24 protein-coding genes and 1 pseudogene are annotated in these 25,461 nt (G+C 70.7%); 19 read left to right on the top strand and 6 right to left on the bottom strand.

Translation table 11 applies throughout. The annotated features are described in order from the left end of the window. Positions 1–120: 120 nt before the first annotated feature. Positions 121–450, bottom strand: a complete 330-nt coding sequence (locus PZB75_RS09480) for a hypothetical protein (protein ID WP_275534854.1) — start codon at positions 448–450, stop codon at positions 121–123. A gap of 634 nt (positions 451–1,084) precedes the next feature. Between PZB75_RS09480 and PZB75_RS09475 the strand changes: the two genes are divergently transcribed. Genes PZB75_RS09475 through PZB75_RS09465 form a run of 3 tightly spaced genes read left to right on the top strand, consistent with a single transcriptional unit; the run spans position 1,085 to position 5,078 of the window. Continuing rightward, entirely contained in the window at positions 1,085–3,199 is a 2,115-nt protein-coding gene (locus tag PZB75_RS09475) for a helix-turn-helix transcriptional regulator (RefSeq protein WP_275534853.1), read from the top strand. Further along, on the top strand, positions 3,196–4,188 hold the full coding sequence (locus PZB75_RS09470) for a hypothetical protein (protein WP_275534852.1): 993 nt from the start codon (positions 3,196–3,198) through the stop codon (positions 4,186–4,188). Before PZB75_RS09475 ends, PZB75_RS09470 begins: the two co-directional genes overlap by 4 nt. Continuing rightward, positions 4,185–5,078, top strand: coding sequence for a DUF6339 family protein (locus tag PZB75_RS09465; RefSeq protein ID WP_275534851.1), 894 nt, complete (start codon positions 4,185–4,187; stop codon positions 5,076–5,078). Before PZB75_RS09470 ends, PZB75_RS09465 begins: the two co-directional genes overlap by 4 nt. A 19-nt stretch (positions 5,079–5,097) precedes the next feature. Here PZB75_RS09465 and PZB75_RS09460 read toward each other — a convergent pair whose 3' ends face one another. From PZB75_RS09460 to PZB75_RS09445, 4 genes are all read right to left on the bottom strand, one after another. After that, positions 5,098–6,333: a DNA cytosine methyltransferase gene (locus tag PZB75_RS09460; protein WP_275534850.1), complete on the bottom strand. Its 1,236-nt coding sequence runs from the start codon at positions 6,331–6,333 to the stop codon at positions 5,098–5,100. A 67-nt stretch (positions 6,334–6,400) separates the two neighbouring features. Further along, the gene (locus PZB75_RS09455; RefSeq protein WP_275538649.1) at positions 6,401–7,372 is read right to left on the bottom strand and encodes a DNA cytosine methyltransferase; all 972 of its coding nucleotides are present in this window, start codon (positions 7,370–7,372) and stop codon (positions 6,401–6,403) included. 29 nt (positions 7,373–7,401) lie between these two features. Then, positions 7,402–7,827, bottom strand: a complete 426-nt coding sequence (locus tag PZB75_RS09450) for a very short patch repair endonuclease (protein ID WP_275534849.1) — start codon at positions 7,825–7,827, stop codon at positions 7,402–7,404. A 104-nt stretch (positions 7,828–7,931) separates the two neighbouring features. Next, entirely contained in the window at positions 7,932–8,939 is a 1,008-nt protein-coding gene (locus tag PZB75_RS09445; protein WP_275534848.1) for an SEC-C domain-containing protein, read from the bottom strand. Positions 8,940–9,244: 305 nt separating this feature from the next. Here PZB75_RS09445 and PZB75_RS09440 point away from each other — a divergent pair, with 305 nt between their 5' ends. From PZB75_RS09440 to PZB75_RS09420, 5 genes are all read left to right on the top strand, one after another. Next, positions 9,245–9,433 carry a DUF3311 domain-containing protein gene (locus tag PZB75_RS09440; protein ID WP_275534847.1) on the top strand — a complete coding sequence of 63 codons (189 nt, stop codon included), beginning with the start codon at positions 9,245–9,247 and terminating at the stop codon, positions 9,431–9,433. Continuing rightward, positions 9,430–10,989 (top strand): sodium:solute symporter family protein, encoded by a 1,560-nt coding sequence (locus PZB75_RS09435; protein ID WP_275534846.1) that lies wholly within the window; start codon positions 9,430–9,432, stop codon positions 10,987–10,989. The genes PZB75_RS09440 and PZB75_RS09435 overlap by 4 nt, the downstream gene beginning before the upstream one ends. Before the next feature lie 63 nt (positions 10,990–11,052). Then, positions 11,053–11,421 (top strand): DUF6412 domain-containing protein, encoded by a 369-nt coding sequence (locus PZB75_RS09430; protein ID WP_275534845.1) that lies wholly within the window; start codon positions 11,053–11,055, stop codon positions 11,419–11,421. A 158-nt stretch (positions 11,422–11,579) separates the two neighbouring features. Beyond that, positions 11,580–12,359, top strand: coding sequence for a YidC/Oxa1 family membrane protein insertase (locus tag PZB75_RS09425; protein ID WP_275534844.1), 780 nt, complete (start codon positions 11,580–11,582; stop codon positions 12,357–12,359). 128 nt (positions 12,360–12,487) lie between these two features. Next, on the top strand, positions 12,488–13,348 hold the full coding sequence (locus PZB75_RS09420; protein WP_275534843.1) for a fumarylacetoacetate hydrolase family protein: 861 nt from the start codon (positions 12,488–12,490) through the stop codon (positions 13,346–13,348). Positions 13,349–13,506: 158 nt separating this feature from the next. On the opposite strand, the gene PZB75_RS09415 is transcribed toward PZB75_RS09420, so the two are convergent. Then, the gene (locus PZB75_RS09415) at positions 13,507–13,986 is read right to left on the bottom strand and encodes a heme-degrading domain-containing protein (protein ID WP_275534842.1); all 480 of its coding nucleotides are present in this window, start codon (positions 13,984–13,986) and stop codon (positions 13,507–13,509) included. A gap of 478 nt (positions 13,987–14,464) precedes the next feature. On the opposite strand from PZB75_RS09415, the gene PZB75_RS09410 reads away from it, so the two are divergent. The 11 genes and pseudogenes from PZB75_RS09410 to PZB75_RS09360 all read left to right on the top strand — a co-directional run bounded on the left by PZB75_RS09410 (position 14,465) and on the right by PZB75_RS09360 (position 25,191). After that, positions 14,465–15,601: a hypothetical protein gene (locus PZB75_RS09410; RefSeq protein ID WP_275534841.1), complete on the top strand. Its 1,137-nt coding sequence runs from the start codon at positions 14,465–14,467 to the stop codon at positions 15,599–15,601. Positions 15,602–15,983: 382 nt separating this feature from the next. Then, entirely contained in the window at positions 15,984–16,751 is a 768-nt protein-coding gene (locus PZB75_RS09405) for a GntR family transcriptional regulator (RefSeq protein WP_275534840.1), read from the top strand. 186 nt (positions 16,752–16,937) lie between these two features. Further along, on the top strand, positions 16,938–18,062 hold the full coding sequence (locus PZB75_RS09400; RefSeq protein WP_275534839.1) for a TIGR03364 family FAD-dependent oxidoreductase: 1,125 nt from the start codon (positions 16,938–16,940) through the stop codon (positions 18,060–18,062). Between the two features lie 4 nt (positions 18,063–18,066). After that, the gene (locus tag PZB75_RS09395; RefSeq protein WP_275534838.1) at positions 18,067–18,837 is read left to right on the top strand and encodes a phosphonatase-like hydrolase; all 771 of its coding nucleotides are present in this window, start codon (positions 18,067–18,069) and stop codon (positions 18,835–18,837) included. After that, positions 18,834–19,889, top strand: a pseudogene (locus PZB75_RS09390) (ABC transporter ATP-binding protein); the annotation flags it as partial. The gene PZB75_RS09395 and the pseudogene PZB75_RS09390, both read left to right, overlap by 4 nt. 137 nt (positions 19,890–20,026) lie before the next feature. Continuing rightward, positions 20,027–20,911, top strand: coding sequence for a 2-aminoethylphosphonate ABC transporter permease subunit (locus tag PZB75_RS09385; protein ID WP_275534837.1), 885 nt, complete (start codon positions 20,027–20,029; stop codon positions 20,909–20,911). After that, positions 20,898–21,695: an ABC transporter permease subunit gene (locus PZB75_RS09380; protein WP_275534836.1), complete on the top strand. Its 798-nt coding sequence runs from the start codon at positions 20,898–20,900 to the stop codon at positions 21,693–21,695. The genes PZB75_RS09385 and PZB75_RS09380 overlap by 14 nt, the downstream gene beginning before the upstream one ends. A 61-nt stretch (positions 21,696–21,756) precedes the next feature. After that, complete coding sequence (locus PZB75_RS09375) at positions 21,757–22,818, top strand: 2-aminoethylphosphonate ABC transporter substrate-binding protein (protein ID WP_275534835.1); 1,062 nt, start codon at positions 21,757–21,759, stop codon at positions 22,816–22,818. Between the two features lie 239 nt (positions 22,819–23,057). Further along, entirely contained in the window at positions 23,058–23,864 is an 807-nt protein-coding gene (locus PZB75_RS09370) for an HAD-IIA family hydrolase (RefSeq protein ID WP_275534834.1), read from the top strand. A gap of 120 nt (positions 23,865–23,984) precedes the next feature. Beyond that, on the top strand, positions 23,985–24,518 hold the full coding sequence (locus PZB75_RS09365) for a hypothetical protein (RefSeq protein ID WP_275534833.1): 534 nt from the start codon (positions 23,985–23,987) through the stop codon (positions 24,516–24,518). 1 nt (position 24,519) lies between these two features. Further along, positions 24,520–25,191, top strand: a complete 672-nt coding sequence (locus tag PZB75_RS09360; protein WP_275534832.1) for a class F sortase — start codon at positions 24,520–24,522, stop codon at positions 25,189–25,191. The last annotated feature ends 270 nt before the right edge of the window (positions 25,192–25,461 follow it).

Below are 25,461 nucleotides of genomic sequence, written 5' to 3'. Positions count from 1 at the left end.
AGGGTTCCGTTTCTGGGCCAGAAATCGCGTGCGAGGGTGCCGGGGCCGGCCGACAGGAAGACAACGACCGACCCCGTGAGGTGAACGATAGAAGACGGATGGTGACCGGAGTCGAGCCGGTCAGTCGAGTTCGATGACGATGACGATGCTCCAAGTGGTGCCCCGAGCCCTACGACGGTTCATGGCGTCACGGTTCGGCGGACGGGAGTCCGCCACGCGAGAGCGGCGAGGAGCGCGACGCGGTCCGCGACCGCGAGGGCCGGGCGCCTCGCCCGGTGAGCGGGGCGGAGCGTCGTCCGACGTCATGGGGGACTTCGATGCCCGTTCCTCGGCATCCCGCCTGAGGCGGAGGTACTCGACCTGGGTGCGCGTCATGCCCACGGCCTCCAGGAACTCGGACCTGAGATGCGGGTCCTCGTTGGAGTCGTACTGGGCGACGATGTCGGGCATGAGTTGTCCCCTTGTTCCTCGTGTGGTGCGATGTTCGCGAACTGGGCAGATGCGGGTCGATCGAAAAATGGCGCACGTTCAGGGAAATCGAATACACACGAGGTGGGGGAGTGAATTCTACTCGGACGGGAGAAAGGTTTCTTCGGATGGTGCGGGGCCGCTGGTGAGAATTCAACTCCGTCTCATCGGGAAAATCAAGCCCGTTGGATCGCCCCTCTTTCGGTGTTACTTCGCGGGAGACTCGATTCAGCTCTCGGGCGCAGCAAACAAGGCAACCCTTTTCGTCCACGTTTCCCGTGCGGGCAAGTTGGGCTGCCGAGGACGCTACCCCAGCCGTCAGGGAGTGGCAATAAATCTTGAGGGAAAGATTCGGTGATGAAATGGAATAACCGCTTCCGGTTTTCGCGAGCAGGGTCGGACGATTCCGGCCGATAGGGCATAAGGGGCCGTTCGCGCAAAGGTTGCGTTTCGCGAATTAAGGACATGTGGGGCATTCGATTGATTTGCGGAAGTGGGACCTTCCGGTGGGGCGGATCGAGAAGTCAAACAAGATTGTCGCTGGCCACAAGTGTCAAATGATGGGTGTATCGTAGGTCCGCATACGGGCTGTACGGCACCTCGAAGGAGTGGGACGTTGGACGTCGGTGAGGAGTTCGGCCCCTGGCTGGCACGTCAGTTGAAGCGGGCGGACATGAACCAGGCGGTTCTCGCCCAACGGATCGGACTGACGCGAGCCGCGGTCTCCGCCTGGATCACGGGTCGTGCGACCCCCCGCGAGGAGACGATCAAAAAGATCGCGGAGGCATTGGGGACAGACCTGGGGACGATCCACACCCGCACGGTGGACACCCTGGCCGGGCCGCCCGTCACCTGGTGCCACCGCCCCGGCCATGCCGACGGCGGTCGCGACTTCGGTAACGCCGCGGCCTTCGCCTTCGAGGCCGATGTCGAGGTGCTGGCCCGTGAAGCCACGCAGAACAGCCTCGACGAGCGTCTCCCGGGCACTCGGCCGGTCCGTGTCCGCTACACACTGCACGAACTCACAGGAGAAGCGCTCGTCCGTTTCCGGGAGGCGATCCACTGGGACGAGCTCCTCCCCCATTACCAGGCCGCAGCCGCGCACGATCAGAAGGTCGGGAGGGTCATCGCCGCCGGTCTGCGAGACATGTACGAGCGCGACCGGCTGGTTCTGCTGCGGGTCGACGACTACAACGCGTCCGGTCTGACCGGCGACGACTACGAGACCGGGCGGTTCGCGGCCGTCGTCCGGCGCCAGCTCGACAGTCACAAGTCCGGGAAGGGGGCCGGCGGCTCGTACGGCCTCGGAAAGGCGACCCTCTGGGCGACCAGCCGGCTCGGCCTGGTGCTCATGAACTCCACCTTGTCGGAGCCGCACGAGGGACGTACCGAGCGACGGCTCATCGGGCGTCTCGATCTGCCATGGCGTGAGGTCGACGGCGAACCATGGGCCGGCCCCGCCTGGTTCGGCCGGCCGGACTCCGGCTCGGGCAACGTGGATGTCGCACGCTCGTGGTGGGCCGACGAGGAGATCGTGGAGCGGCTGCACCTCACGAGGGAGAGCGCCGAACCAGGCACCTCTTTCCTGATCGTCGGCGCCCACGACGTGGCGAGCCTCGCCGACGCCGTCCCGACGGTCGAAGGGGACGGAAGTGAGGACGACGAGAGCGTGTATTACATGCACAAGCGTCTCGTTCAAGCCCTCGGGCGGAACTTCTGGGCGGCGATGACCACGGGGGGAGATCGGCAACCGTTGCTCGAAGCATCCGTGAGGACGTTGCGCAACGGTGTCGAGATCATCGAGGAGGAGCGGGTCGATCCGTACGCCACCCAGCCGTCGCGTACCCGTGCGCTCCAGGCGTTCCTGGACGGCACGACAGTGGAGCGTCTGGCCGGACCCGGTGAAGTGGCCATGGCCACCGTGACACTCGATGTGCCGGGCACCGGAGGCCGGAGCGGCGGCGAGCACCGGGCGGTCGTCCTGGTGACAGAGGCCGAGGACGCCGACGGGAAGCCGAACACCTTGGTGAAGATGCGGGGCAACCGCATGACCGTCAAGATCGGTGGCGTCCCGAACCTGTCTCTGGGGACGAACCCGTTCCAGGCGGTACTGCTCGCCGGCCACGCCGCGGGCGACGACGCCCCGTTCGCCGACGAGGCGGAGGCGTTCCTGCGGACCGCCGAGCCCCCCGAGCACAACAAATGGGGGCAGACGGAAGAGCTACGGATGACGTACTCGCCGTCCGCGTACCGTCGTATCGCGGCCCTGACGCGTGACACGAACAAGGCGGTCCGGGGGCTGGTCAGCGTTCCCAGGAAGCCACGTGACGGCACCGACCGACTTCGTGAGCGTCTCGCCGTGGGCGCCAAGAAGGGGGCTCGACGCAAAGGCACTGCCGGACTGCCGACATTGGACGACCTGGACGCACGGATCGGTGACGACGGTGCGTGGTGTGTCACGGCCGAGGTGAAGGTGCCCGCCGGAGGCGACTCCTGGCGTCCGGCCCCGGTGGCCAAGCTGGACGTGCGCTCCGGCCCCCGGCCCGTCCTGGCGTGGTCGGAACTCGTCGCCGTCCACAACTGCGAATTCGTCGACGGTGTCCTGCACTTCACGCCCGGCGCGCGGAACGCCATTTTCCGAGGGGTCACCGACGTGTCAACCCATCCGGTTCGGACCACACTCACCGGGCTTGTCGTCGAACTTCGTACGGGCAAGGGGGACAAGGCGTGAGGGCCTATCCGTACAAGCGTCTGGCCGGAGCCGTGTCGCTGCGTGTGACAGCCGTGCGCCTGAAGGGCCCCGGCGACAACCGGGAGCAACTCGACATCAAGTCCTTCTCGGTCGTCGAGCGAGTTGTCGCCTTGGGCCAGGCCGAGCGTGACGACTGGGAGAGCGCGCGCCTGACACTGTCGGCCACGGTACCGATCAAGGCGACCGAGTTCGGCGACGTCTGGTCCGATGTGTCGGTTGTCGCGGTGCTGACGGAGAAGGCCACCAACGCGCGCGTCAGCGTCCGGCTCGAACAGCGAACGCCCGGCGGGCGCGATTGGAGCGGCAACCTGGAGCTGTGGCGTGCCGATCACCTCGACCGTGCGACGCTGACCGTCCACGTGGTCGCCACGGTCGATGGTGTGCCGGGACGTGCGATCGCCACGTCGGACGAGGACTGGATCGTCGACGTGATCGCCGAGGCACCTTTGCGCCGGCGTGAACTGGACGTGGTCGAGGTCGGATTCCGTGAGGGACCGGACTGGCTGCGGCCCTTCCGGGAAATGCCCTGGATCGTGGACACCTCGGGGGAACTGCCCGCAGTGCATCTGAACACCGATTTCGAGGGCATCACCGAGCTCGTCGGAGGCAACGGTTCCTCGGTGGAGGGTCTGGTCCGTGACCTGCTTCTCGCCCAGATGTGTACGGACGTGTGGACCGCGGTCTTCCACACCGCCATCGGGGACCTGGAGATCGAGGAGGACGGCACACCGCTCTTCCCCGAAGACTGGCGGGGAGAGGTGCTCCGGGAGATGCTTCCGGACGTCGTGCCCGGTCGTCCTGTCGAGGAGGCGCTGCGCGATGTCCATCTGCGCCGCACCGGCGCGTCCGGATGGATCGATCTCCAGCCCCGCATCCACTTCGCCGCGACGCGGAGGGCCGAAATGCCCAAGGCTCTGGCCGACACCGTTCGAGGCCTGGACCGATTCCACCGGGAGAACGACGCATGACCGACAAGCCGGCCCACCTGCCCGAACAGCTCGCACTGCTCTCCGACCTCAACGCGGCGCAGTACCTCACCGAGGGGCTGCTCGCCGGCAAGGAGGACGTTCCCGCTCTCGCGCTCAACAAGAACGCCGAATCATTCCCTCGGGAGGAAGCGCGCAAGGCGTCGCGCCCCGTGCGTGATCTTGTCGACGACGCGATGTACCTGTACAAGGACGACAAACCGACGAAGGCCGACGCCTGGCTCGCTCCCCGGCTCCACGCGACCCTACGACTCGACCGCCGGGAGGCCGCCGACCGCAGGGTGTGGAACTACCTGGCTCTGGGAGTCGCCCCTGACTACGTCGTCTGGCGCCATCTGGTGGAGACCAAGGAGGAGGAAAAGCTGTCGGGAGTCGCCGGAGCCCGGTTCCGCGGTGCGCACTACACCCAAGCCTTTGCCCGGTTGTGGTGGGCGGCGGAACTCTTCCGGAACGGTGCCGACTACGGTCCGGCTGTGACGGTATGTACGCATCAGGACATGCTCAACACCGCACTACGACTCGACGTGATCGACCATCGACCGACGGCCCAGGCCATGGTGCGTCTCATCGAGCGTGGGACAGTGCGTACCGGACGTGAGATCAACGCTCTGGCGAGGGCGGTCAACACGTCCGCGGCGACTTTGATGTACGACGTGCTCGCTCCTGACACGGAGCGGGACGGAGAACCGCTTCGGCAGTGGATCGCGGCTGCCGAGGGAGCCATGGCGGTTCCTCGCAGAACCCTTCCCGAGGGACCGGAAGAGGAAAGGGCACCGGAGGGCTCCGTGGCCGCGCTCGCCGATCACTTCGCGGGTCTCTTCACGGACGCCCCGGTGCGTGGGAAGGTCAGGCCCGACGACAGCGAGGCATGAACGGGCGTCGTTCGGCAGATCAGTGAGCCTCGGCGTAGACCCTGGCCACAGGCACGAGGGACGACATCCTCTCCGGCCTCTTCCATGCCACCAGCTTGTCGAACAGCTCCGGGCCCGGCTGCTCCAGCCCGAGCGCACTGCTCAGAATGTGCAGGGAGAGACGAGGCGGGATCGCGTTGCCGATCTGTTGGGCCACATCCGTCGACTGCCAGGGGTAATCGGCTGGGAACGACTGGAGAAGTCCCGCTTCCTCGAACGACAGCCGTTCCAACTCCTCTCCGATCTTTCCCCCCTTCAGACGGAAAACCCGATTACGACGCACCTTGCCGGTGACGGTCGCGGCCGGCTGGTCGGAGGTGCGCCTGCCGCGTGCTTTGGGGTTTCCCCCGGAGCCGTAGTTGGAGACCACGACGAAGTCCTCGGGTCGGTTCGCCAGGCTTCCGGTGCGATTGCTCAGAACGTCCCGCATGGCGACCCATCCTCGCGGCGCCGGATGGTTGTCCGACATGCCGGGGATGGAGTCCTGCGAGGGACGCTCCTCGCCCTCGATGCGGACCGCTCCCTGGCGATAGTGCTGATGTGTCGGCCGGGGAAAGGTGACCTCCGCGTCCTTGCCCCAGCGGGCGATGAGGACGGCACGCCGACGGGTCTGCGGTACTCCGAATTCCTCGGTGCGCAGGATCTGCGCGTCGGCGGTGTATCCGGCGGATTCCAGGATGGCGGCGTACACACGCCATACCGGAATCACCGTCGGGACCTGCTCCAGAAGTATCGACCGGTAGGGGCGACCGTATCGAAGCTTTGCCTCCATCACCCAGCGCAGCGGTTGCAGCACGAGCCCGGTACGGGGGTCGCTCATCGCGTCGGTCTCCGCCTTGACCTCGGCCCAAGCTTCGGAGAACGACGCCCAATCGGCGTGTCCCCCCATGCGCTCGGCCAGACGCTGCACGTCCTTGAGTGCCTTGTGACCCTCTCGGTTCCCGGCGACAGTGAAGGTCTGGCACGGTGGTCCGCCGGTCAGGACGTTCGCCTCGCAGACCTCGGGATGCCCCGGCCCGAGATCGGATACGTCCTTGACCGTGGCGGTCCGGAGGCCGGCCGCCTGTCGCGTGGCGCGTGTCGCGTCGTCCCACTCGACCCCGATGCTCTTCACTCCCATGATCGTCGCTGCGATGTCGAGACCACCGGGACCCGCGAACAGATCCACGATGTGGAAATCCGCAGGCGGAAATGATCGATGAGGTGCGTGGGTCATGGGTTTGAAGTGTATCGGCTCAGGGGACTGCGCAGTTCGATCCCATCGCGCGGCATAGTGTGACGGATCAGGCGTTCAGTGCGATCTTGATCGCCTGCCCGAGTGCCTCTCCGACCGGCGGCGGCGATGCGTGACCGACCTGTCGATAGCGAGCCGTCTTCCGGCCGACGAATCTCCACTCGGGAGGAAACGCCTGCAGAAGGGCGGCCTGTCCGTCGGTGAGCTTGACCATCCCCGAGACAGGTCCCCCGGGTGTCCAATCGAAGCCTGGCCCTGGAACTTCGTCGGCCAGAGCCCCACCGTTGACCTCCATGCGGGCCCATGCCTTCTTGGAGCCCGTCGGTCCGAGATCCGCACCTCCCCGGTTGTCGGAGCCGCCCACGAGGGTCGGCGCCACACTCAGCGCCTGCGCCGCCCACGCGTCCGCACAGGGCCAGCCACGAGCTCCCATGGAATCCCGCAGTGCCCGACCCACCGGAACATGCGTTCCGACCGTCGGTAGCGGCGGTCGGAACGCATCGAAGTAGCGGTCCTGCAACGCGACCAGCACACCCTGTTTGCGGACCTGCGGTACGCCGAAGTCGGCCGCGTTCAGGACGAACCAGCGGAACCGGTATCCGAGGTGCTCCAGCTCCTTGTGAATGAACTCGCGCACTGTCTCGAACTGCGGGGAGTCCACCAGCCCCGGCACGTTCTCGATGAGCAGGGCGCGTGGTCGCACGGCGTGGGCCAGCAGAACCGTCGCCTCCAGGAGACGGAGTTCATCCTCCGTCCCGACTCGGGCGACGGTCGCGCTGGACTTCACCCGGGGCAGTCCTGCGGACAGCAGATCGACATCGTACGTTTCCTGGTGCTCGGCGGGGTCGAAGTCCAGGAGGTCCGTCTCCAGGACGTTCCATGTCGGTCGGTTCCGGCGCAAGGTCTCGCAAGCCACCGGTTTCCTGTCCAGGAGCAGCACCGGCCGGAAACCGGCCCGCTCCAGTCCCAGCGCCAGACCACCGGCTCCCGCGCACACATCCACGAACCGCAACTCGCCCACAGTACCCACCCCGTTCCTGCCGTGTCCGTCTACTCGTCCGACCGGGTCCGGTCGACGGCTGCCGCCACTCGCTCAGCGATCAGGAGTGGCGCCTCGTGCTCCCAGAACCGCAACACCGTCCATCCTGCGGCTGCCAGATGTTCGGTGGTCTCCACGTCGCGTGCCATGTTCCGGTCGAGCTTCTCCCGCCACCACTCGGCGTTCGCTTTCGGCCGTGTGGCGTGCTGTGGACAGCCGTGCCAGAAACAGCCGTCGAGGAACACGGCGACCTTGGCGCGGGGGAACGCGATGTCGATGGTCCGCCGCGGCATGTCCGGAACCCGCACGTTGAGCCGATATCGGCGTCCCCCCGCGTGCAGGAGCTTGCGCACCGCCACCTCCGGAGCGGTGTCACGTCGAGCCTGTCGACTCATGCGTGCGGAGACTCCGGGAGAGGACGGTTTGGCTGTGTTCATGGCTCCTGCGCGTGCCGGGACCGATGCGTGAGGTTCGATGGTACGGAACAGAGTGCCGCCGTACTACGGCGTCAGGAGACCGAGGCCGGAGGAGCGCGCCGGCTTCAGCTCACCCCGTGACAGTCCCCGTAAGCCCGCCCCGATCCGCACCAGCAAGGGCCGTTGCGGGGCGGGGGCCAAGGGGTGGCGCGGCCTCGGGCGGCGAGGGTGGTGGCGTACTGGGGGAGCAGGTCCGGGTCGGACGGGGACGTGGCTTCCGAGGCGGCGAACGCCTCGTACGAGGGGACCGTGCCCGTGACGATGCCGAGGTTCGGGGTGCCCGCGGTGTGGAGGTCGCGGAGGGCGGCTTCCAGGCGGGAGAGGTGGTCGGCGTGGGAGACGTACTCCGTGCGCAGTCCCGGGTACGCGGTGAGCAGTTCCGCCAGTTCGGCCGCCGGCCAGTGCAGGACCGCCACCGGGAACGGGCGGGACAGCGCCGTGCGGTAGGTGCCCAGTTCGGCGCGGAGGCGGGTGATCTCGGCCTGGAGTTCGTCCGGATCGGATGAGCCGAGCGACCAGAGGCGCTTCGGGTCGTGCAGTTCGTCGAGGGGGACGGCCGCTGTGTGCAGGGTGTCGGCCAGTTCGTCCCAGGTGTCGTGCTCGACGCCCAGCAGCCTGCGTACCCGGTGGCGGCCGGTCAGCAGGGACTGGGTGGCGTACGGGACGTCCTCGCCCGGGGTGAGCAGCAGTGTCAGCGCGGCCGTGAAGTGGTCGTGTGCGGCCTCCAGCTCGTCGTGGGACTCCAGCGTCTCGGCGACGATCTCCCAGGGGGCCGGGTCCAGGGGGCTCGCGGCGCGGATGCCGTCGATGATCGCGCGGGCCTCCGCCGCGTGACCGTATTCCCAGAGGTTCGCCGCCTGGAGGGCCTTGACGAGGTGCGGGTGCTCGGTTGCGGGGGAGTCACCGGCGAGCAGCTGGTCGTAGAGCGTGGTGGCGCGGGCGCGGTCGCCGGCGAGTTCCAGATGGGCCGCGGCCTGGAGGAACAACGGTTCGTGGTCCTCGGGGTACTGCGCCGCGGCGCGCATCAGGCGCTCGGCTTCGGTGGTGTGGTCGGCAGGCGTGTCGGGGCGCATGGATGACACCGTACTGCCGCACGCCGCCGTGGCGGAGCGGGCGGAGGGCCACCGTGGCGGGAAGGGGACGGGGAGGGGACGGGGAGGTGATGAGTACGGGATGAGGGGATGAGGGGATGAGGGGATGAGGTGACGGGGCCGGGGAGGGGTGGGGCGGGCGGTGGTCCGGTGGTCGGGGGATGGCCGGGTGGCTCCGGGTGGGGATCGGGGCGATGGTGTGGGGCGCGTGGGGATGGCGTGGGGGTGTGAGGTGTGGTGGCGTGGGCCTCGTCGGTCCGTGGCGGGACAGCCCTTAAGGTCCTCACGTGCTCAGAAGACGCCCTCAGCTGTTGTGGTTGCTGGTCCCCTACGCCCTCTACCTGGGGGCGCTGCCGTTCGTGAACCGGGTCCGGCCCGTCGTGTTCGGGCTGCCGTTCCTCTTCGTGTGGCTGTTGGGGGCGACCCTGTTGACCCCCGTCGCGGTGTGGCTGACCAGGCGGGGGGACCGCCGGTGAACGCCGCCGTCGCGACCTCCGTCTTCGCGGCCTTCATGGTGGGGACCGTCGCCCTCGGGCTGCTCGCCGTGCGCGGGCGCGGTGGCGGGGCGGGCGGGCTCGCCGAGTGGTCGGTCGGCGGGCGGAGCCTGGGGGCCGTGTTCATCTGGGTGCTGATGGCCGGTGAGGGGTACACCAGCTTCAGCTATCTCGGCGCCGCCGGTTGGGGCTACAACTACGGCGCCCCGGTGCTCTACGTCGTCGCGTACATGTCCTGCGGGTACGCCGTCGGCTATGTCGTCGGTCCGATGATGTGGTCGTACGCGCGTGAGCACGGCCTCGTCGGGATCACCGACATGGTGGCGCACCGCTTCGGACGGCCCTGGCTCGGCGCCCTGGTCGCGGTGCTCGCGACGGTCTTCCTGCTGCCGTACATCCAGCTCCAGATCACCGGCATGGGCGTGGTCGTCTCGACCATCTCGTACGGCGCGATCAGCCTGGACTGGGCCTACTTCGTCGCCTTCGCAGTGACCACCGGATTCGTCGTGGTGAGCGGGCTGCGCGGCAGCGCCTGGGTGTCGGTGCTGAAGGACGTGCTGGTCATCGCCACGCTCGGGTTCCTCGCGCTGTACGTGCCGATGCACTACTTCGACGGGTACGGGCCCTTCCTCGACCGGCTCGTGACCGAGAAGAGCGACTGGCTGACCTTCCCCGGGCACGGCGACAGCGGACTCGGGCAGGCGTGGTACGTCACCACGTCGTTCCTCAACTCCCTCACCGTGGTGATCTTCCCGACGACCGTGGCCGGCTATCTCGGCGCGCGGAACTCCGACGCGCTGCGACGCAACGCGATGTGGCTGCCCGCGTACAACATCCTGCTGTTCGTGCCGATGCTGCTCGGGATGGCCGCCCTGTTCATCGTGCCCGGCCTGGTCGGCGCCGAGTCCAACCTCGCGCTCTTCGAGCTGGTCGTGGACTCGCTGCCCGCCTGGGCCGTCGGGTTCGTCGGGGTCGCCGCCGCGCTCTCCTCGATCGTCCCGATGGCCGTGTTCATGCTGGTCATCGGCACCATGTGGGGGCGCAGCGTGCTCTCGCTCGTACCGCGCTGGCAGCACCGGCAGAAGGGGGCCGCGCAGTGTGTGGTGGTGGTCGCGGGACTGATCGCGCTCGTCCTGACGTACACCGCGCCGAACACCCTGGTGCGGCTCTCGCTCATCTCGTACGAGGGAATGGCGCAACTGCTTCCCATGGTGCTGCTGGGTCTGGTGTGGCGGCGCTTGACGTGGCTCGGGGCGCTGACGGGGCTGGTCGTCGGGGTCGCGGTGGTGTGCGGGCTCGTGTTCACCGGCAACGACCCCGTGTGGGGGGTGAACGCGGGGATCGTCGGGCTCGGCGTCAACCTCGTCGTGGCGCTCGCGGTGACGTACGCGGGGCCGCGCGACCGTGACGACCGGCCGGACCGTGAGGTGCTCGCCCGCGACGACTGGGACGGCGGGGACGACCGGGGCGACCGGGAGAACGGGGTGGCGGGGGTGGACGGCCGGGCCGGGGGGTCCGCCCCGGGCCGTCGTGTATAACGGCTGAAGGGCTCGAACGACAGTTGCGCGGCTCGAACACGGCGGAAGGAAAGGAGGGAGGGAATGATCGTGCGAACCATCAGCGGTGTCACCGGCCGCACGCCCGGTGGCGCGAGTCCTCTCCGCGGCGGGTTCGCCCGGCTGCTCCGGCCCGCCGGGCTGCTGCTCTTCTTCCTGACCGAAGTCCTCCTCGCCGAGGGCGGCGGCCTCTCCGCCGCCGTCGCGCTCGCCGCCACCGCGGCGGCCGGGTCGGCGCTCGTCGTCTGCTCGGTCATCAGCGCGCGCTGCGCCGTGCCCGTGCCGCGCACCCGGGTCCGTACCGCCATCCGCGACCGGGAGAAACGCACCGCGTTCCTGCCCCAGCGTGATCCCGACGCCAAGGGCCGCACCAGGCCCCGAGCCCCCGGACGCCGTCTCCCGACGGCCGCGTAGGGGCAGAGCGGGGCGCAGCACAGCACCCGCTTCCTTCTCCACTTCCGCTTCTCCCGCCCCTCCTCCGGCGCGCTCTCGCGTGTCCGGGGCCCGCGCGGTCGTCCTGCCGAGTCGACATCTCCTTTCCCGGCACGACGAGACCCCCGGAGGGCTCATCCATGTCCGCCTTCATGTCCGCTTTCGCGAGCCTGGTCGGCTCGCTGGCCGATCTGCTCCACCCGTTCTTCCAGAGCGCGGCGACCGCCGCCGCGATCGTCCTGTTCACCGCGCTGGTACGGCTCGCCGTGCATCCGCTGTCCCGGGCGACGGCGCGCGGCCAGAAGGCCCGCACCAGGATTCAGCCGCGGGTCGCGGAACTCCGCAAGAAGCACGCCAAGGACCCCGAACGGCTCCGGAAGGCGGTCGCCGAGCTGCACGCCGAGGAGCAGGTCTCGCCGCTGTCCGGCTGCCTGCCGAGCCTCCTCCAGATGCCGGCCTTCTTCCTGCTGTACCACCTGTTCTCCAGCCGGGACATCGGCGGCGAGCCCAATCGGCTCCTCGGCCACCAGCTGTTCGACGCCCCGCTCGGCGACCGCTGGCACGACGCGCTCGCGCACGGCGGGCCGTTCGGCGCGCAGGGCGTGGTCTATCTGGGGCTGTTCGCGATCGTCGCGGCCGTGGCGACGTTCAACTACGGGCGTACGAAGCGTCAGCTCGCCGCCAATCCGATGACGCCCGTCACGGGACCGGACGGGGAGACCGTTCCGGGCATGGGCGCGATGTCCAGGCTGATGCCGCTGATGTCGTTCGCGACGCTCTTCACCGTGGGCGTGGTGCCGCTGGCCGCCGCCCTGTACGTCGTGACGAGCACCACCTGGACCGCGATCGAGCGCGCGGTCCTCTACCGGGACGTGCACCCGGCGGGCACGGTCGTGGCGGCCCCCACCACGGCCGCCTGACCGGTGGTGACCGTCCCGGTCCGTCGCGTGAACGGGGGCTTGCGGAGTGATCCGGTGTCTTGGAGGATCGGCCGGGCCTGCGATGGCCGCCACCTGTTCGGACGAAAGACCCTGGGGGAGACAGACCGTTGAAGCTGCTTCGTGTGGGTACGGCGGGTGCGGAACGGCCCGCGTTGCTGGACCAGGACGGAATCCTGCGTGATCTGTCGGGGATCGTCACCGACATCGACGGCGAACTGCTCGCGGACGGGTCCGCGCTCGCGCGGCTGCGGAGCGCCGCGGGCACGCCCGGAGTGCTGCCCGCGCTCGACGCCGACGGGCTGCGGATCGGCCCGCCGCTCGCCCGGATCGGCAAGATCGTGTGCGTCGGGCTGAACTACCACGACCACGCCGCCGAGGTCGGGGCACAGGTCCCGGCCGAACCGGTCCTGTTCCTCAAGGCGCCGGACACGGTCGTCGGCCCCGAGGACACGGTGCTCGTGCCGCGTGGCAGCCGTAAGACCGACTGGGAGGTCGAACTCGCCGTCGTCATCGGGCGCACCGCCCGCTGTCTGGAGTCCGCCGAGGAGGCGATGGGGTACGTCGCCGGGTACGCGACCGCCCACGACGTCTCCGAGCGCGAGTTCCAGAGCGAGCGCGGCGGCACCTGGGACAAGGGCAAGAACTGCGAGACGTTCAGCCCGCTGGGGCCCTGGCTGGTGACGGCCGACGACGTGCCGGACCCGCAGGCGCTGGGACTGCGGCTGTGGGTCAACGGCGAGCTGAAGCAGAACGGATCGACCGCCGACCAGATCTTCCCGGTGGGTGAGGTGGTGCGCTACATCAGCCACTTCATGACGCTGTACCCGGGCGATGTGATCAACACCGGTACGCCGGCCGGGGTGGCGCTCGGACAGCCGGAACCGCGGCCGTTCCTGCGCGCGGGCGATGTCGTCGAGCTGGAGGTCGAAGGGCTCGGGCGGCAGCGGCAGCAGTTGAAGGACGCGTAACGGGGGAGTGGGGCGGGAGCGGGGTGGGTGCCCCGCAGTGCCCCGGAGTGCGCGCTGGTGCCGGTCGGGGGGCCGGGACGGGGCGGGATGCGAGGGCCGCCCGACAGGGCGGGCCGTCCCCTCGGGCGGGCCGGGGGCCGGGCCCCGCCCCGGTCGCCTCAGCCGCGGCTGGTGGTGGCGAAGACCTCCAGAGCCTCGACGACCAGCGCGTGGTCCTCGGCCTGCGGCAGGCCCGACACCGTGACCGAACCGATCACGCCCGCCCCCTCGACCGAGATCGGGAACGAACCACCGTGCGCGGCGTACGTGTCCGGGTCCAGCCGTGACGACTCCTCGAACGTCGTCCCCTTCGCCCGGAACCGCGTCCCCACCAGATACGAACTCTCGCCGTACCGCTCGACGACCCGGCGCTTGCGGTCGATCCAGGCGTCGTTGTCCGCGCTCGAACCGGGCAGCGCGGCATGGAACAACTGCTGCGCGCCGCGCCTGATGTCGATCGCGACCGGTGCGTGCCGCTCCCGGGCCAGCGACACGAGCAGACCGCCGAGGGCGTACGCGTCGTCGTAGCTGAAGTGGGGGAGGGTGAGGCGGCGCTCCTGGGCGATGAGTTCGGAGATGGTCGGAGCGGTGGCGCTCATACGGTGTGCTCCTCGGGGTCGATGGGATTCGGGTACGCGCCGGTGGCCGGGACGACGGTGACGCCGTTCCGGCCGAGCGGCGTGCGGCCTCCGGGACGTCCAGTGTGGCGGTGGCCCGGAGCATGGTGACCGGATTGTCCCCCGCGCCACGCGGGGCGGTGACGGCGGCCCGGTGGTACGCGGGCGTACGGCTCCGGGAGCTGGGCCGAACGAGGGTTGTCGGTGCTCCATCAGGCATGGTCGCGGCATGTCGGGGTCCGCACGCCCGCGCGGGCGTGGCAGCGTCGCCGACCGGGCGGTGCACCGACGGATCAGGTCCGGACAGCGCCCGCAGCCGATGACCGCCGGGACCGGTCGACCGCCGAGCGTGGTGACCGCCGGGACCGGGGAACCGGGCGTGGTGACCGCCGAGTGCGGTGACCGCCGGAGCAGCACCGGGAAGCCGACCGTTCCGCCGACCAGCGAAGGGTGTCCGTCCATGCCCCTCACGCCCCCCGCACGGCTGCGCAACGCCCTCGCGCAGGGGCTGGCCGCCGCCACCGTCGTACCCACCGTCCTGACCGGCGGTCAGGCGTCGTCCGCCCCGGCCTCGGCCGGCCAGGCGTCCGGGGCGTCGTCGACCACCCCCGCGCGCCCGGCGGGCGGGAAGGCGCCCGGCTGCGGTGATCCGGCCGCCGCAGACTTCCCCATCGAGACCCGCATCCACGGCGGCCCGGACACCTACGCCCCCGGCGGTCACGGGACCTGGTACCTCGACCTGACCAACACGACGTCCGAACCCTGCCGGGCCATCCACCCGGTCCTGGTCCTCACCGACCAGGACCGGAAACTACGGCCCGACCAGATCCAGTTGCAGTTCTACGAGGAGGCGAACCCCGCCGTGGCACACCGGGTCAACTGGGAGACAACCGACCGGGACGAACAGATCGGCGTCTTCGACGCCGCCAACTTCTCCGGGTTCACCATTCCCGCAGGCCGTACGTACACCGTCCGGGTACGGATGGGATTCACCTCCGACGTCGGGCCCGGCCGGATCAAGGCGAACGCCGCGGTCGTCCAGTGGCTCAACGACACCGGCAAGAGCAGGACGAAGGCATCGGGGGGCGACAGCGAGTGGGTCGGCGAGTCGGACGACTACACCTTCGCGATCGCCGAGGGGGGCGGCGAGGGTCCGGAGGGCGTGGGGGGCGCTGAGGACACCGGGAGTACTGAGGACACCGGGGACACCGGGGAGGCCCGGGGCGCAGGGAACCCCGGGGGCACTCGGGACGCTCTGGGCTCCGGGGATCTCCTGGACGACAGCACCGCGTGGGACGGTGAGGGGCCGGCCGCCGGGACCACCGGTACCAGCGGTCGCACCGGAACCACTGGTATCACCGGCAGCGACACCACCGACACCACCGGTCCGTCCTCCGGGGCGAACGGCGCGGCCGACCCCGCCCGCGACGAGGGGTCCGTCGCCCCGGGTGGCGGTCTTCCCGAGCTCGCCAGGACCGGTCCCGTGTCGCCCTGGATCGGAACGGGTGCGAGGGCCGGCTATCTGATCGGCACCTTCCTGCTCGGGGGCACGGCGCTGGTGGTGTGGACCTGGCGTCGGCGCCGCGCCCGGCACTGAGCACCGGTACGCAATGGCGCCGGGCGCCGGTACGCGCCCGGCGCGGGGACGCCCGCGCGTATCCGGCCCCCGGCCCCCGGTCGGCCCCCCGCCGGCCTCCGGAACCCGGAAATCCCCTGGCGCCCAGGCACTCAGCCTCCGTCCGGCGCTTGGCGCCCGGCGTCCGGAGCGTCGGTCCCGGCGCCCCGGCCCCGGCGCACACCCTCCGGCGCTCAGCCCCTCGAACGCCGGCCCCGGGACGCGCCCGGCACCGGCACCCGGCACCCGGCGCGTCGGTCCCGGCGCACACCCTCCGGCGCTCAGCCCCTCGAACGCCGGCCCCGGGACGCGCCCGGCACCGAACCGTTCACCCGTGTTCATGTCCGTCTGCCACCATCGGCCCGTGGACCACCCGTACGTCGACCAGGCACCTGGCGGACCGATCCGCTCCGGCATCCCGGAGCACGGCCGCATCCCCAAGTACTACACCGTCAAGGCCCATGTCTCGCTCCTCATCGAGGAGTTGGGCGAGGGGGGCTTACTGCCGACCGAGCGCGAGCTGGCCGTCCGCCACGAGGTGTCGCGGGAGACCGTGCGCCAGGCGCTCCGCGAACTCCTGCTGGAGGGGCGGCTGCGCCGACGGGGGCGTGGCACCGTCGTCGCGGGACCCAAGCTCGAACAGCCGCTGTCGCTGGCCAGTTACACCGAGGGCGTCCGCCGCCAGGGCCGTACGCCCGGCCGTCACCTCATCGGTCTGGAACGTTTCCCCTGCCCGGCCGCGCTCGCGGCCGAGGTCGGCATCGGGCGCGGCGAGCCGGTCTGGCACCTGGAACGCGTGCTGCTCGCCGACGACGAACGGGTCGGCCTGGAGAGCACCTACGTCTCGGTGGCCCGAGTCCCGTCCCTCGACACCGAGTTCGAGCCCGATTCGTCGTTCTACGCCTACCTCCACGACCGGCTCGGGGTGTCCTTCGGGGACGCGGACGAACGGATCGAGACCGTGCTCGCCACCCCGCGCGAGGCGCTGCTGATCGGTACGCCGCCCGCACTGCCGATGCTGCTGCTCCACCGGGTCTCGCGCGACTCGGCGGGCGCGCCGCTGGAGCGCGTACGCACGCTCTACCGGGGCGACCGGTTCTCCTTCACCGCGCATCTGGGCCGACGCGGCTGACTCCCGCGTGGCGGCCACGCCACGGGATGGGTGCCACGCGGAGGTCCGGCTGAGTGCCACGCGGTTCGCCCCACCCCTCCTTGATAACGGAAACGTAACGGGTCTGGTCCAAACTTGGGGGCCAGTTCACCCTCCCGTTGCCGGGCCGATCCGCGCGGGCCACCCGCCCCGAGGAGCGTTGCCGTCGTGAGAGTCATCGTCGTAGGAGCCGGCGTGGTGGGAACCATGCACGCCTGGCACGCAGTGAACCGCGGCCACGAGGTCGTACAGATCGAGCGCGAGAGCGAGGCACGCGGGGCGTCCCTCCGTAACTTCGGACAGATATGGGTCAGTGGCCGGGCCGGGGGTGAGGAGTTGGACACCGCGCTGCGCGCCCGTGAGCTGTGGGAGGGCATCGGGGACCGGGTGCCGGGTCTGGGCTTCCGGGCCTGCGGCTCGCTCACCCCGCTCAGGACCGGGCCGGAGCTCGCCGTCGCCGAGGCCGCCGTCGCCCGCCCCGACGCCACGGACCGTGGCTACAAGCTGCTCACCGCCGACGAGGCCCGCGTGGTCAACCCCGCCCTGCGCGGGGAGTTCGAGGCCGCCCTGTGGTGCGAGCGGGACGCGGCCGTCGAACCGCGCACCGCCCAACTCGCGCTCAAGCGCGCCCTGGTGGCGTCCGGCCGGTACACCTTCCTGCCGGACCGCGAGGTGCGGGACGTGATCGGCGAGAACGCCGTGCGCGACGACCACGGCGAGGTGCACACCGGCGACGCCGTCATCCTGTGCACGGGCGCCTGGCTCGGCGGTCTGGTCCGCGAGCTGACCGGGCCCGACCTGCCCGTACGCCGGGTCCGCCTCCAGATGATGCAGACCGCGCCGCTCGGCGAACCCCTCACCACCTCCGTCGCCGACGCCGACAGCTTCCGCTACTACCCGGCGTACCGCGGCGAGGCCCTGGACGCCCTCAACTCCGGGCAGGCGCAGGCCCCGACCGCCGCCGAGCACCGCATGCAGCTCCTGATGGTGCAGCGCGCCGACGGCGGACTCACCATCGGTGACACCCATGAGTACGAACACCCCTTCTCCTTCGACGTCGTCGAGGACCCGTACGAACACCTCGGCCGGGTCGTCGAGTCGTTCCTCGGCCGACCGCTGCCGAAGATCCGCCGCCGCTGGGCCGGGGTCTACGCCCAGTGCGTCGACACCGGCCGGGTCGTCCACCGCCAGCGGGTGCGCGACGGCGTCTGGTTGGTCACCGGGCCGGGCGGGCGCGGCATGACGTGCGCGCCCGCCATCGCGGAGACGACCGCCGACGAACTGGGCTGGTGAGTGCATGACGACGACCCGTCAACCGCTCCCCGCGCCCCCAGCGACGTATCCGCAGCACACGCACACGCAGAAGGTGAAGACGTTGACCGAGAAGCTCAATCTCGTCGTGCTCGACATGGCGGGCACCACCGTCGCCGACGGCGGCCTGGTCGAGCAGGCGTTCGGCGCCGCCGCCCGGCAGCTCGGGGTCGAACCCGGCTCCGCCGACCACGCCGAGAAGCTGGACCACGTGCGCGCCACCATGGGCGAGTCCAAGATCTCCGTCTTCCGTCACCTCTTCGGCGACGAGGACCGGGCCCAGCGGGCCAACCGCGCCTTCGAGGAGGCGTACGGGGAGCTGGTCGACGCGGGCATGATCGCACCGGTCCCCGGCGCCCGTGAGGCCATCGAGGAGCTGAAGGCGGCGGGCCGGACCGTCGTCCTGTCCACCGGTTTCGCCCGCGTCACCCAGGACGCGATCCTCGCCGCGCTCGGCTGGCGGGACCTGGCCGACCTGACGCTCTGCCCCGCCGACGCGGGCGGCCGCGGCCGCCCCTACCCCGACATGGTCCTCGCCGCGTTCCTGCGCACCGGGGCCGTGGACGCCGTCCACCGGATCGTCGTCGCCGGGGACACCTCGTACGACATGCTCAGCGGCGTACGCTCCGGGGCCGGCGTCGTCGCGGGTGTGCTGACCGGCGCCCACGACCGCGACCAGCTGGTGCGCGGCGGCGCGGGCCAGGTGCTCGGCTCGGTCGCCGAACTCCCCGGACTCATCGCGCGGGCCGAGGCATGACCGGCGCGGTGACACGTGCCGGTGGCATCCGGTTCGACCGGGTCAGCGTGGCGTACGGCGGGAACACCGTCCTCGACCGGTTCGACCTGACCGTCGAACCCGGCGAGGTCATGGCACTGCTCGGACCCTCCGGCTCCGGGAAGACCACCGCGCTGCGGGCCGTCGCCGGGTTCGTGCGGCCCGTGTCCGGGCGGGTGTTCCTCGGCGACCGTGATGTGACCGCGCTGCCGCCGCACAGGCGCGGCATCGGGATGGTCGTCCAGCAGTACGCCCTCTTCCCGCACATGCGGGTCGAGGACAACGTCGCCTTCGGGCTGAAGGCCCGCAAGGCACCCCGGGCGGAGACGCCCGCCCGGGTCACCGAAGCCCTCGAACTCGTCGGCATGGCCGCGTACGCCAAGCGCTACCCGCGCGAACTGTCCGGCGGCCAGCAACAGCGTGTCGCCATCGCCCGCGCCCTCGCCGTCCGCCCCGGCGTCCTCCTCCTCGACGAACCGCTGTCCGCGCTCGACGCCCAGCTCCGCTCCGGCATGCTCGCCGAACTCGCGCGGCTGCACCGGGAGTTGCCGAACGTCTCGATCCTGTACGTCACCCACGACCAGATCGAGGCGCTGACCCTCGCCGACCGGATCGCCGTCATGGACCGGGCCAGGCTCCAGGACTGCGGCACGCCGCGGGAGCTGTACCGCCGCCCCCGTACCGAATTCACCGCGTCCTTCGTCGGCAACGCCAATCTGCTGCCCGTCACCGTCCACCCGGACGGCGACACGGTCGAGTTCGCCGGCCGGCGCCTCGCCGTACCGACCGGTGACGCGGCCGGCGGTGCCACCGCCACCCTCTGCGTCCGCCCGCACCTCGTGTCGATGGGCGACGGGCCGAACGCCCTGTCCGGCACCATCGCCGAGGTGCAGTGGCGGGGCTCCACGCACCGGCTGTACGTCGACGTCGACGGCCACCGGATCAAGGCCGATCTGCGCGAACTGCGCGACACCCCGGTGCTCGGCGACCGGATCACCCTGCACTTCGCGGCCGAGGACGCCGTACTCCTCCCGGTGGGCCCGGGATCGGGCCCCCCCGGCGGACGACGTCACAACCACCGGCCCCACGGCGGGCACGGACACGGACACGGGCGGCGGTACGGGCACGGGTGCGGCCACGGGCGCCGGAGCGCGCGCCGGGGGAGTCGTCCATGTCTAGCGCCACCCGCCCCGGCGTCCGCCGACTCGCCGTGCCCCGCCTCGCCGCACCCCGCCCCACCGTCCCGCGCTTCGTCTGGGCGCTGCCCCCGGTCGCCGTCCTCGCGCTCGTCCTCCTCTACCCGCTCGCCCTCGTCGTCCAGCAGTCCGTCACCCCCGACGGCGGCGGCGTCTCGCTCACCCCGTACACGGACGTCTTCGCGTCCGCGTCGTTCCGCTCGGCGCTCACCACCACCGTGTGGCTGGCGCTCGGTGCCACGGTCGGCTGTCTGGTGCTCGGCTTCGTGCTCGCGCTGGTCATCGCCTTCGTACCGTTCCCCGGTGGCAGGGCCGTCGCCAGGTTCATCGACGTCTTCCTCTCCTTCCCGTCCTTCCTGATCACCCTCGCCCTGCTGTTCATCTACGGCACGGTCGGCATGGCCAACGGCCTCTGGACCGACGCCACCGGGGCGGCCGAGGGGCCCTTCCACTTCCTCACCACACCCTGGGGCGTCCTGCTCGCGGAGATCACCTACTTCACCCCGTTCGTGATGCGACCGCTGCTCGCCGCGTTCTCCCAACTGGACACCGCGCAACTGGAGGTGGCGTCCTCGCTGGGCGCCGGTCCCGGCCGGATCGTGCGGCGGGTGATCCTCCCCGAGGCGCTTCCGGCGCTCGCGGCGGGCGGCAGCCTCGTCCTCGTCATGTGTCTCAACGAGTTCGGGATCGTGCTGTTCACCGGGGCGAAGGGCGTCACGACGCTCCCGATGCTCGTCTACGGCAAGGCGATCCTGGAATCCGACTACCCCGCCGCCTGCGCCGTCGCCGTCGTCAACATCGTGATCTCCGTGGGCCTCTACGGCCTGTACCGGACGGTGAGCCGCCGTGTTGGTGCATAGCCGTACCGCGAAGTGGGCCGTCTGGGCCGTGTTCTCCGCGCTGTTCGTCCCGCTCTTCGCGGTCCCGCTGCTCGTCGTCGTCGCGGCGTCGTTCACCACCCACTGGTCCGGGGCCTTCCCCTCCGGAGCGACCGTCGAGCACTACTCCGCCGCCACCACCGGCGACTCCCTCCAGGCCCTCACCACCAGCCTGGTCACCGCCCTGGCCGCCAGCGTCCTCGCCCTCGCCCTCGGGGGCTGGGCCGCGCTCGCCGCCGCCGCGCTGCGCGGCCGCGGCAGACGGGCCCTCGACGCGCTGTTCGTGCTGCCGGTCGCCGTCCCGTCCGTCGTCGTCGGCCTCGCCGTGCTCGTCGCGTTCAGCAAGCCGCCGATGCTCCTCAACGGCACGCGCTGGATCGTGATCCTGGCGCACACCATTCTTGTCACCGCGTTCGCCTACCAGTCGGTTTCGGCCGCCATGGTGCGACTGGACCCGATGTACGAACAGGCGGCGGCCAGTCTCGGCGCCCGGCCCTCGTACGTCCTGTGGCGCGTCAGACTGCCGCTCCTGCTGCCGTCCCTCACGGCGGCCGCCGGACTCTGCTTCGCCCTGTCCATGGGCGAGTTGAGCGCCACGATGATGCTCTACCCGCCGGACTGGACACCGCTGCCGGTGCAGATCTTCGCGGCCACCGACCGCGGTTCGCTCTTCACCGGGGCCGCTGTCGCCGTGGTCCTCATGGCGGCGACGCTGCTCGTGCTGCTCGCCGTCTCCCGCGTCCGCACCAGGGCCTCGTACCGCTGAGACCCGCGTCCCCTCCCGCACACCACCCCCTGAACCCCTGAACCGCAGGAGTACGAGAGTCATGCGCAAGAACACCCTCAAGCCGATCGCCGCCGTCACCGGCTGTCTCGCCCTCGCCGCCACCCTCTCCGCCTGCGGCGGCTCCTCCGCCGCCGCCGACGAGAAGGTCGTCACCGTCTACAGCGCCGACGGACTCAAGGGCGAGAAGGGCGACGGATGGTACGACAAGGTCTTCAAGGACTTCGAGAAGAAGACCGGCATCAAGGTCAAGTACGTGGAGGGCGGGTCCGGCGAGATGGTGCAGCGCGCCGTCCGCGAGAAGTCCAACACCCAGGCCGATGTGCTCGTCACGCTGCCGCCGTTCATCCAGCAGGCCGACGCCAAGGGCCTCCTCCAGACGTACGAACCGGCCGGCGCCGACCAGGTCGGCGACGCCGACAAGGCGCCCGACGGCAAGTGGACCTCGGTCGTCAACAACTACTTCGGCTTCGTCTACAACAAGAAGGAGCTGAAGGCGGCGCCCACCACCTGGGAAGAACTCCTCGGCGGCGGGTTCAAGGAGAAGATCCAGTACTCCACGCCCGGGGTCGCGGGCGACGGCACCGCCGTCCTCATCAAGGCCATGCACGACTTCGGCGGCAAGGAACCCGCCATGGAGTACCTGAAGAAGCTCCAGGCCAACAACGTCGGCCCGTCCGCCTCCACCGGCAAGCTCGCCCCCAAGGTCGACAAGGGCGAACTCCACGTCGCCAACGGCGATGTACAGATGAACTACGCCCAGTCCAAGGACATGCCCAACCTCGGCATCTGGTTCCCCGCGAAGGAGGGCGGCCGGCCCACCACGTTCGCGCTGCCCTACGCGGCCGGACTGGTCACCGAGGCCCCGCACTCCGCCAACGGCAGGAAGCTCCTCGACTTCATGCTCTCCGAGCAGGCCCAGCGGGACGTCAGCGCCGTCGGCGGCGGCTTCACCTCCCGCAAGGACGTCAAAGCCACCGACGCCAACGCCACCGACCTCGCCGAGCTGATGAACGGCGTCGAGGTCTTCGCACCGGACTGGTCCGACATCGGCACCAACCTGGACACGTACGTCGGCGCCTGGAAGACCGCCACCGGCAGCTGACCCGGGGCCGGCCGAAGGGTCCCGGACCGGTCCCGGACCTGGTCATCCGGTACGCCCGGTTGCGGGCCGGTGCCCGCCGGTCGAACGCTCGGCCTAAAATCGGGGGCGTCGGCGCCAGACCGTGTCCACGGAGTCCGCCCAGTGCCCGGAGGGCCGGGGCGGGACCCGGCGGGCCCGGTCTGAGCACAGCGCGGTGCGGCCGGCGTCCCCGCTCACGGCGTACGGCAGGAGTCCCACCCATGGCAGAGCGCAAGCCGATCGCATCCTGGCTCACCGACATGGACGGTGTTCTCATCCACGAGGGCACCCCCATCCCCGGGGCCGATGCCTTCATCAAGAGGCTGCGGGACTCGGGACTGCCCTTCCTGGTCCTCACCAACAACTCCATCTACACCGCCCGCGACCTGCACGCCCGGCTGCTGCGCATGGGCCTGGACGTGCCGGTGGAGAACATCTGGACGTCCGCGCTGGCCACCGCGAAGTTCCTCGACGACCAGCGCCCCGGCGGCACCGCGTACGTCATCGGGGAGGCCGGACTGACCACCGCGCTGCACGACATCGGTTACGTCCTCACCGACCACGCCCCGGACTACGTGGTGCTCGGCGAGACCCGTACGTACAGCTTCGAGGCGCTGACCAAGGCGATCCGGCTGATCAACGGCGGCGCCCGCTTCATCTGCACCAACCCGGACGAGACCGGCCCGTCCGCCGACGGGCCGCTGCCCGCCACCGGATCGGTCGCCGCGCTGATCACCAAGGCCACCGGCAAGGCCCCGTACTTCGCGGGCAAGCCCAACCCGCTGATGATGCGCACCGGACTGAACGCCATCGGCGCCCACTCCGAGACCAGCGCCATGATCGGCGACCGGATGGACACCGACGTGCTGGCGGGCCTTGAGGCGGGGATGCAGACCTTCCTCGTCCTCACCGGTCTCACCGGCACCGCCGACATCGACCGGTACCCCTTCCGGCCCTCCACGGTCGTCGACTCCATCGCCGACCTGGTCGATCTCATCGACGACGCCGACGACGTCGACGCGGACTGAGCCACCCGCCACCGCCACGGGGGGCGGGGGAGGCCGGGCCGTCGGCCCGCCCGCACTCCCGGCCCCCCAGCGGATGCGAAAAGCCGCCGGACACGTGAACCTGCCAGAAGGAGGTTCACGATGCGTTCCATAACCCTCACTTTCTGTGTCGTCGTGGTGGCCGCGGCGACCCTGACACCCATCTCTTCCGCCCTCGCCGGTTCCGAACCGCGCGCCCAGCTCTCGGTGACCCCGTCCACCACCGCCCCCGGCGGTGAGGTGGAACTCTGGACGGACGCCTGCCGCGGCCCGCACGCCAAGGAGGCCATCGGCCGGTCCGCGGCCTTCGTGTCCGAGGCCCACTTCGCGCCCACCCGCACCGGGCTCCACGCCGAGGCCCGGATTCGTTCCGACGCCGCGCCCCGCGACTACGACATCTGGGTGACCTGCAAGGACGGCGCAGGCCACGCCACCGGCAGGCTCACCGTCGTCCACCACAGCCGGCCGGTCGCACCGGTACGGGCCGGTGGCGGCGGCACCGCGCCTCTCGCCGACCAGGCACCCGGGCAGGAGGGGCCCGGCATCACGCACGAGGCGATCGGGCTCGGCCTGGCCGCCGTCGCGGCCGGTGCCGTCGCGTTCCGCGTACGGCGCCGCCGTCCGGCCGCCGACTGACATGGCGGCCCCGGACCGCCCGGCGGGCGGCGGCAGGATGCTCACCGGAGTCACCTGGGCCGTTCTCCTGCTGGGCCTGTGGCTGTGGGGCCGGGACATCACCGACGGCTCGGGCGGTTCCGCCCCGACGACCGGGGACGTCGCCGCGGTCGGCCGGCCCCTCGGCGTACGGCTGCCACCGGCACACGCCCCGCTGAGGGCCGCGGTGCCCGAACGGGTCGAGATCCCGTCGGTCGGGATCAGTGCGCCCGTCGTGCCGCGCGGGCTCGACCGGGGCGGGGGGATCGAACCGCCGTCGTTCGACACCCCGCAGACCGTGGGCTGGTACGACGGCGGCACCAAGCCCGGCGCGGCGGGCGCGGCCCTTCTCGTCGGCCATGTCGACACGGAGACCAGACCCGCCGTCTTCTACCCGCTCAGCGCGGCCCACCCCGGCGAGCAGGTCAGGGTGGTCAGGTCGGACGGCTCGGTCGCCGAATTCACCATCGACGACGTCCAGGTCTTCACGCGGGAACACTTCGACGCCCAGAAGGCGTACGGGCCCCGCAAGGACGGCCGGGCGGAACTGCGGCTCATCACCTGCGGCGGCACCTACGACCGCGCCACCCGGGAGTACACGGCGAACGTGGTGGTCTCGGCGTATCTGACGGGCGGCAGCGGCGCGGCTGCCTGACGGACGAGTCCGGGGGCGGATACGCGTACGGGTACGGGGAGCAGCCACGGCGTCGGCGGCAGGCACGGGAACGGCGGCAGGCACGGGAACGGCGTCGCGGGGCGCGTGGGGACGGGCCGCGGGTGGGTGACGGCGCCGCGTGTGCCGCGGAGCCGCGGACGGGAAGGGACCGTCGGCGTACCGCGCGCGTCCGGCCCGTGGCACGCACCGGGGTCGCTCCCGGCTCCCCCGGTCAGGAGTGCGGCGGGTCGCCCGGCCCGGTCGGCAATA

The organism is Streptomyces sp. AM 4-1-1 (assembly GCF_029167625.1).
In the GTDB taxonomy this organism is placed as follows: Bacteria; Actinomycetota; Actinomycetes; order Streptomycetales; family Streptomycetaceae; genus Streptomyces.
Note: the sequence above shows the minus strand (reverse complement) of the source record. Positions and strands in the feature narration are given on the sequence as shown.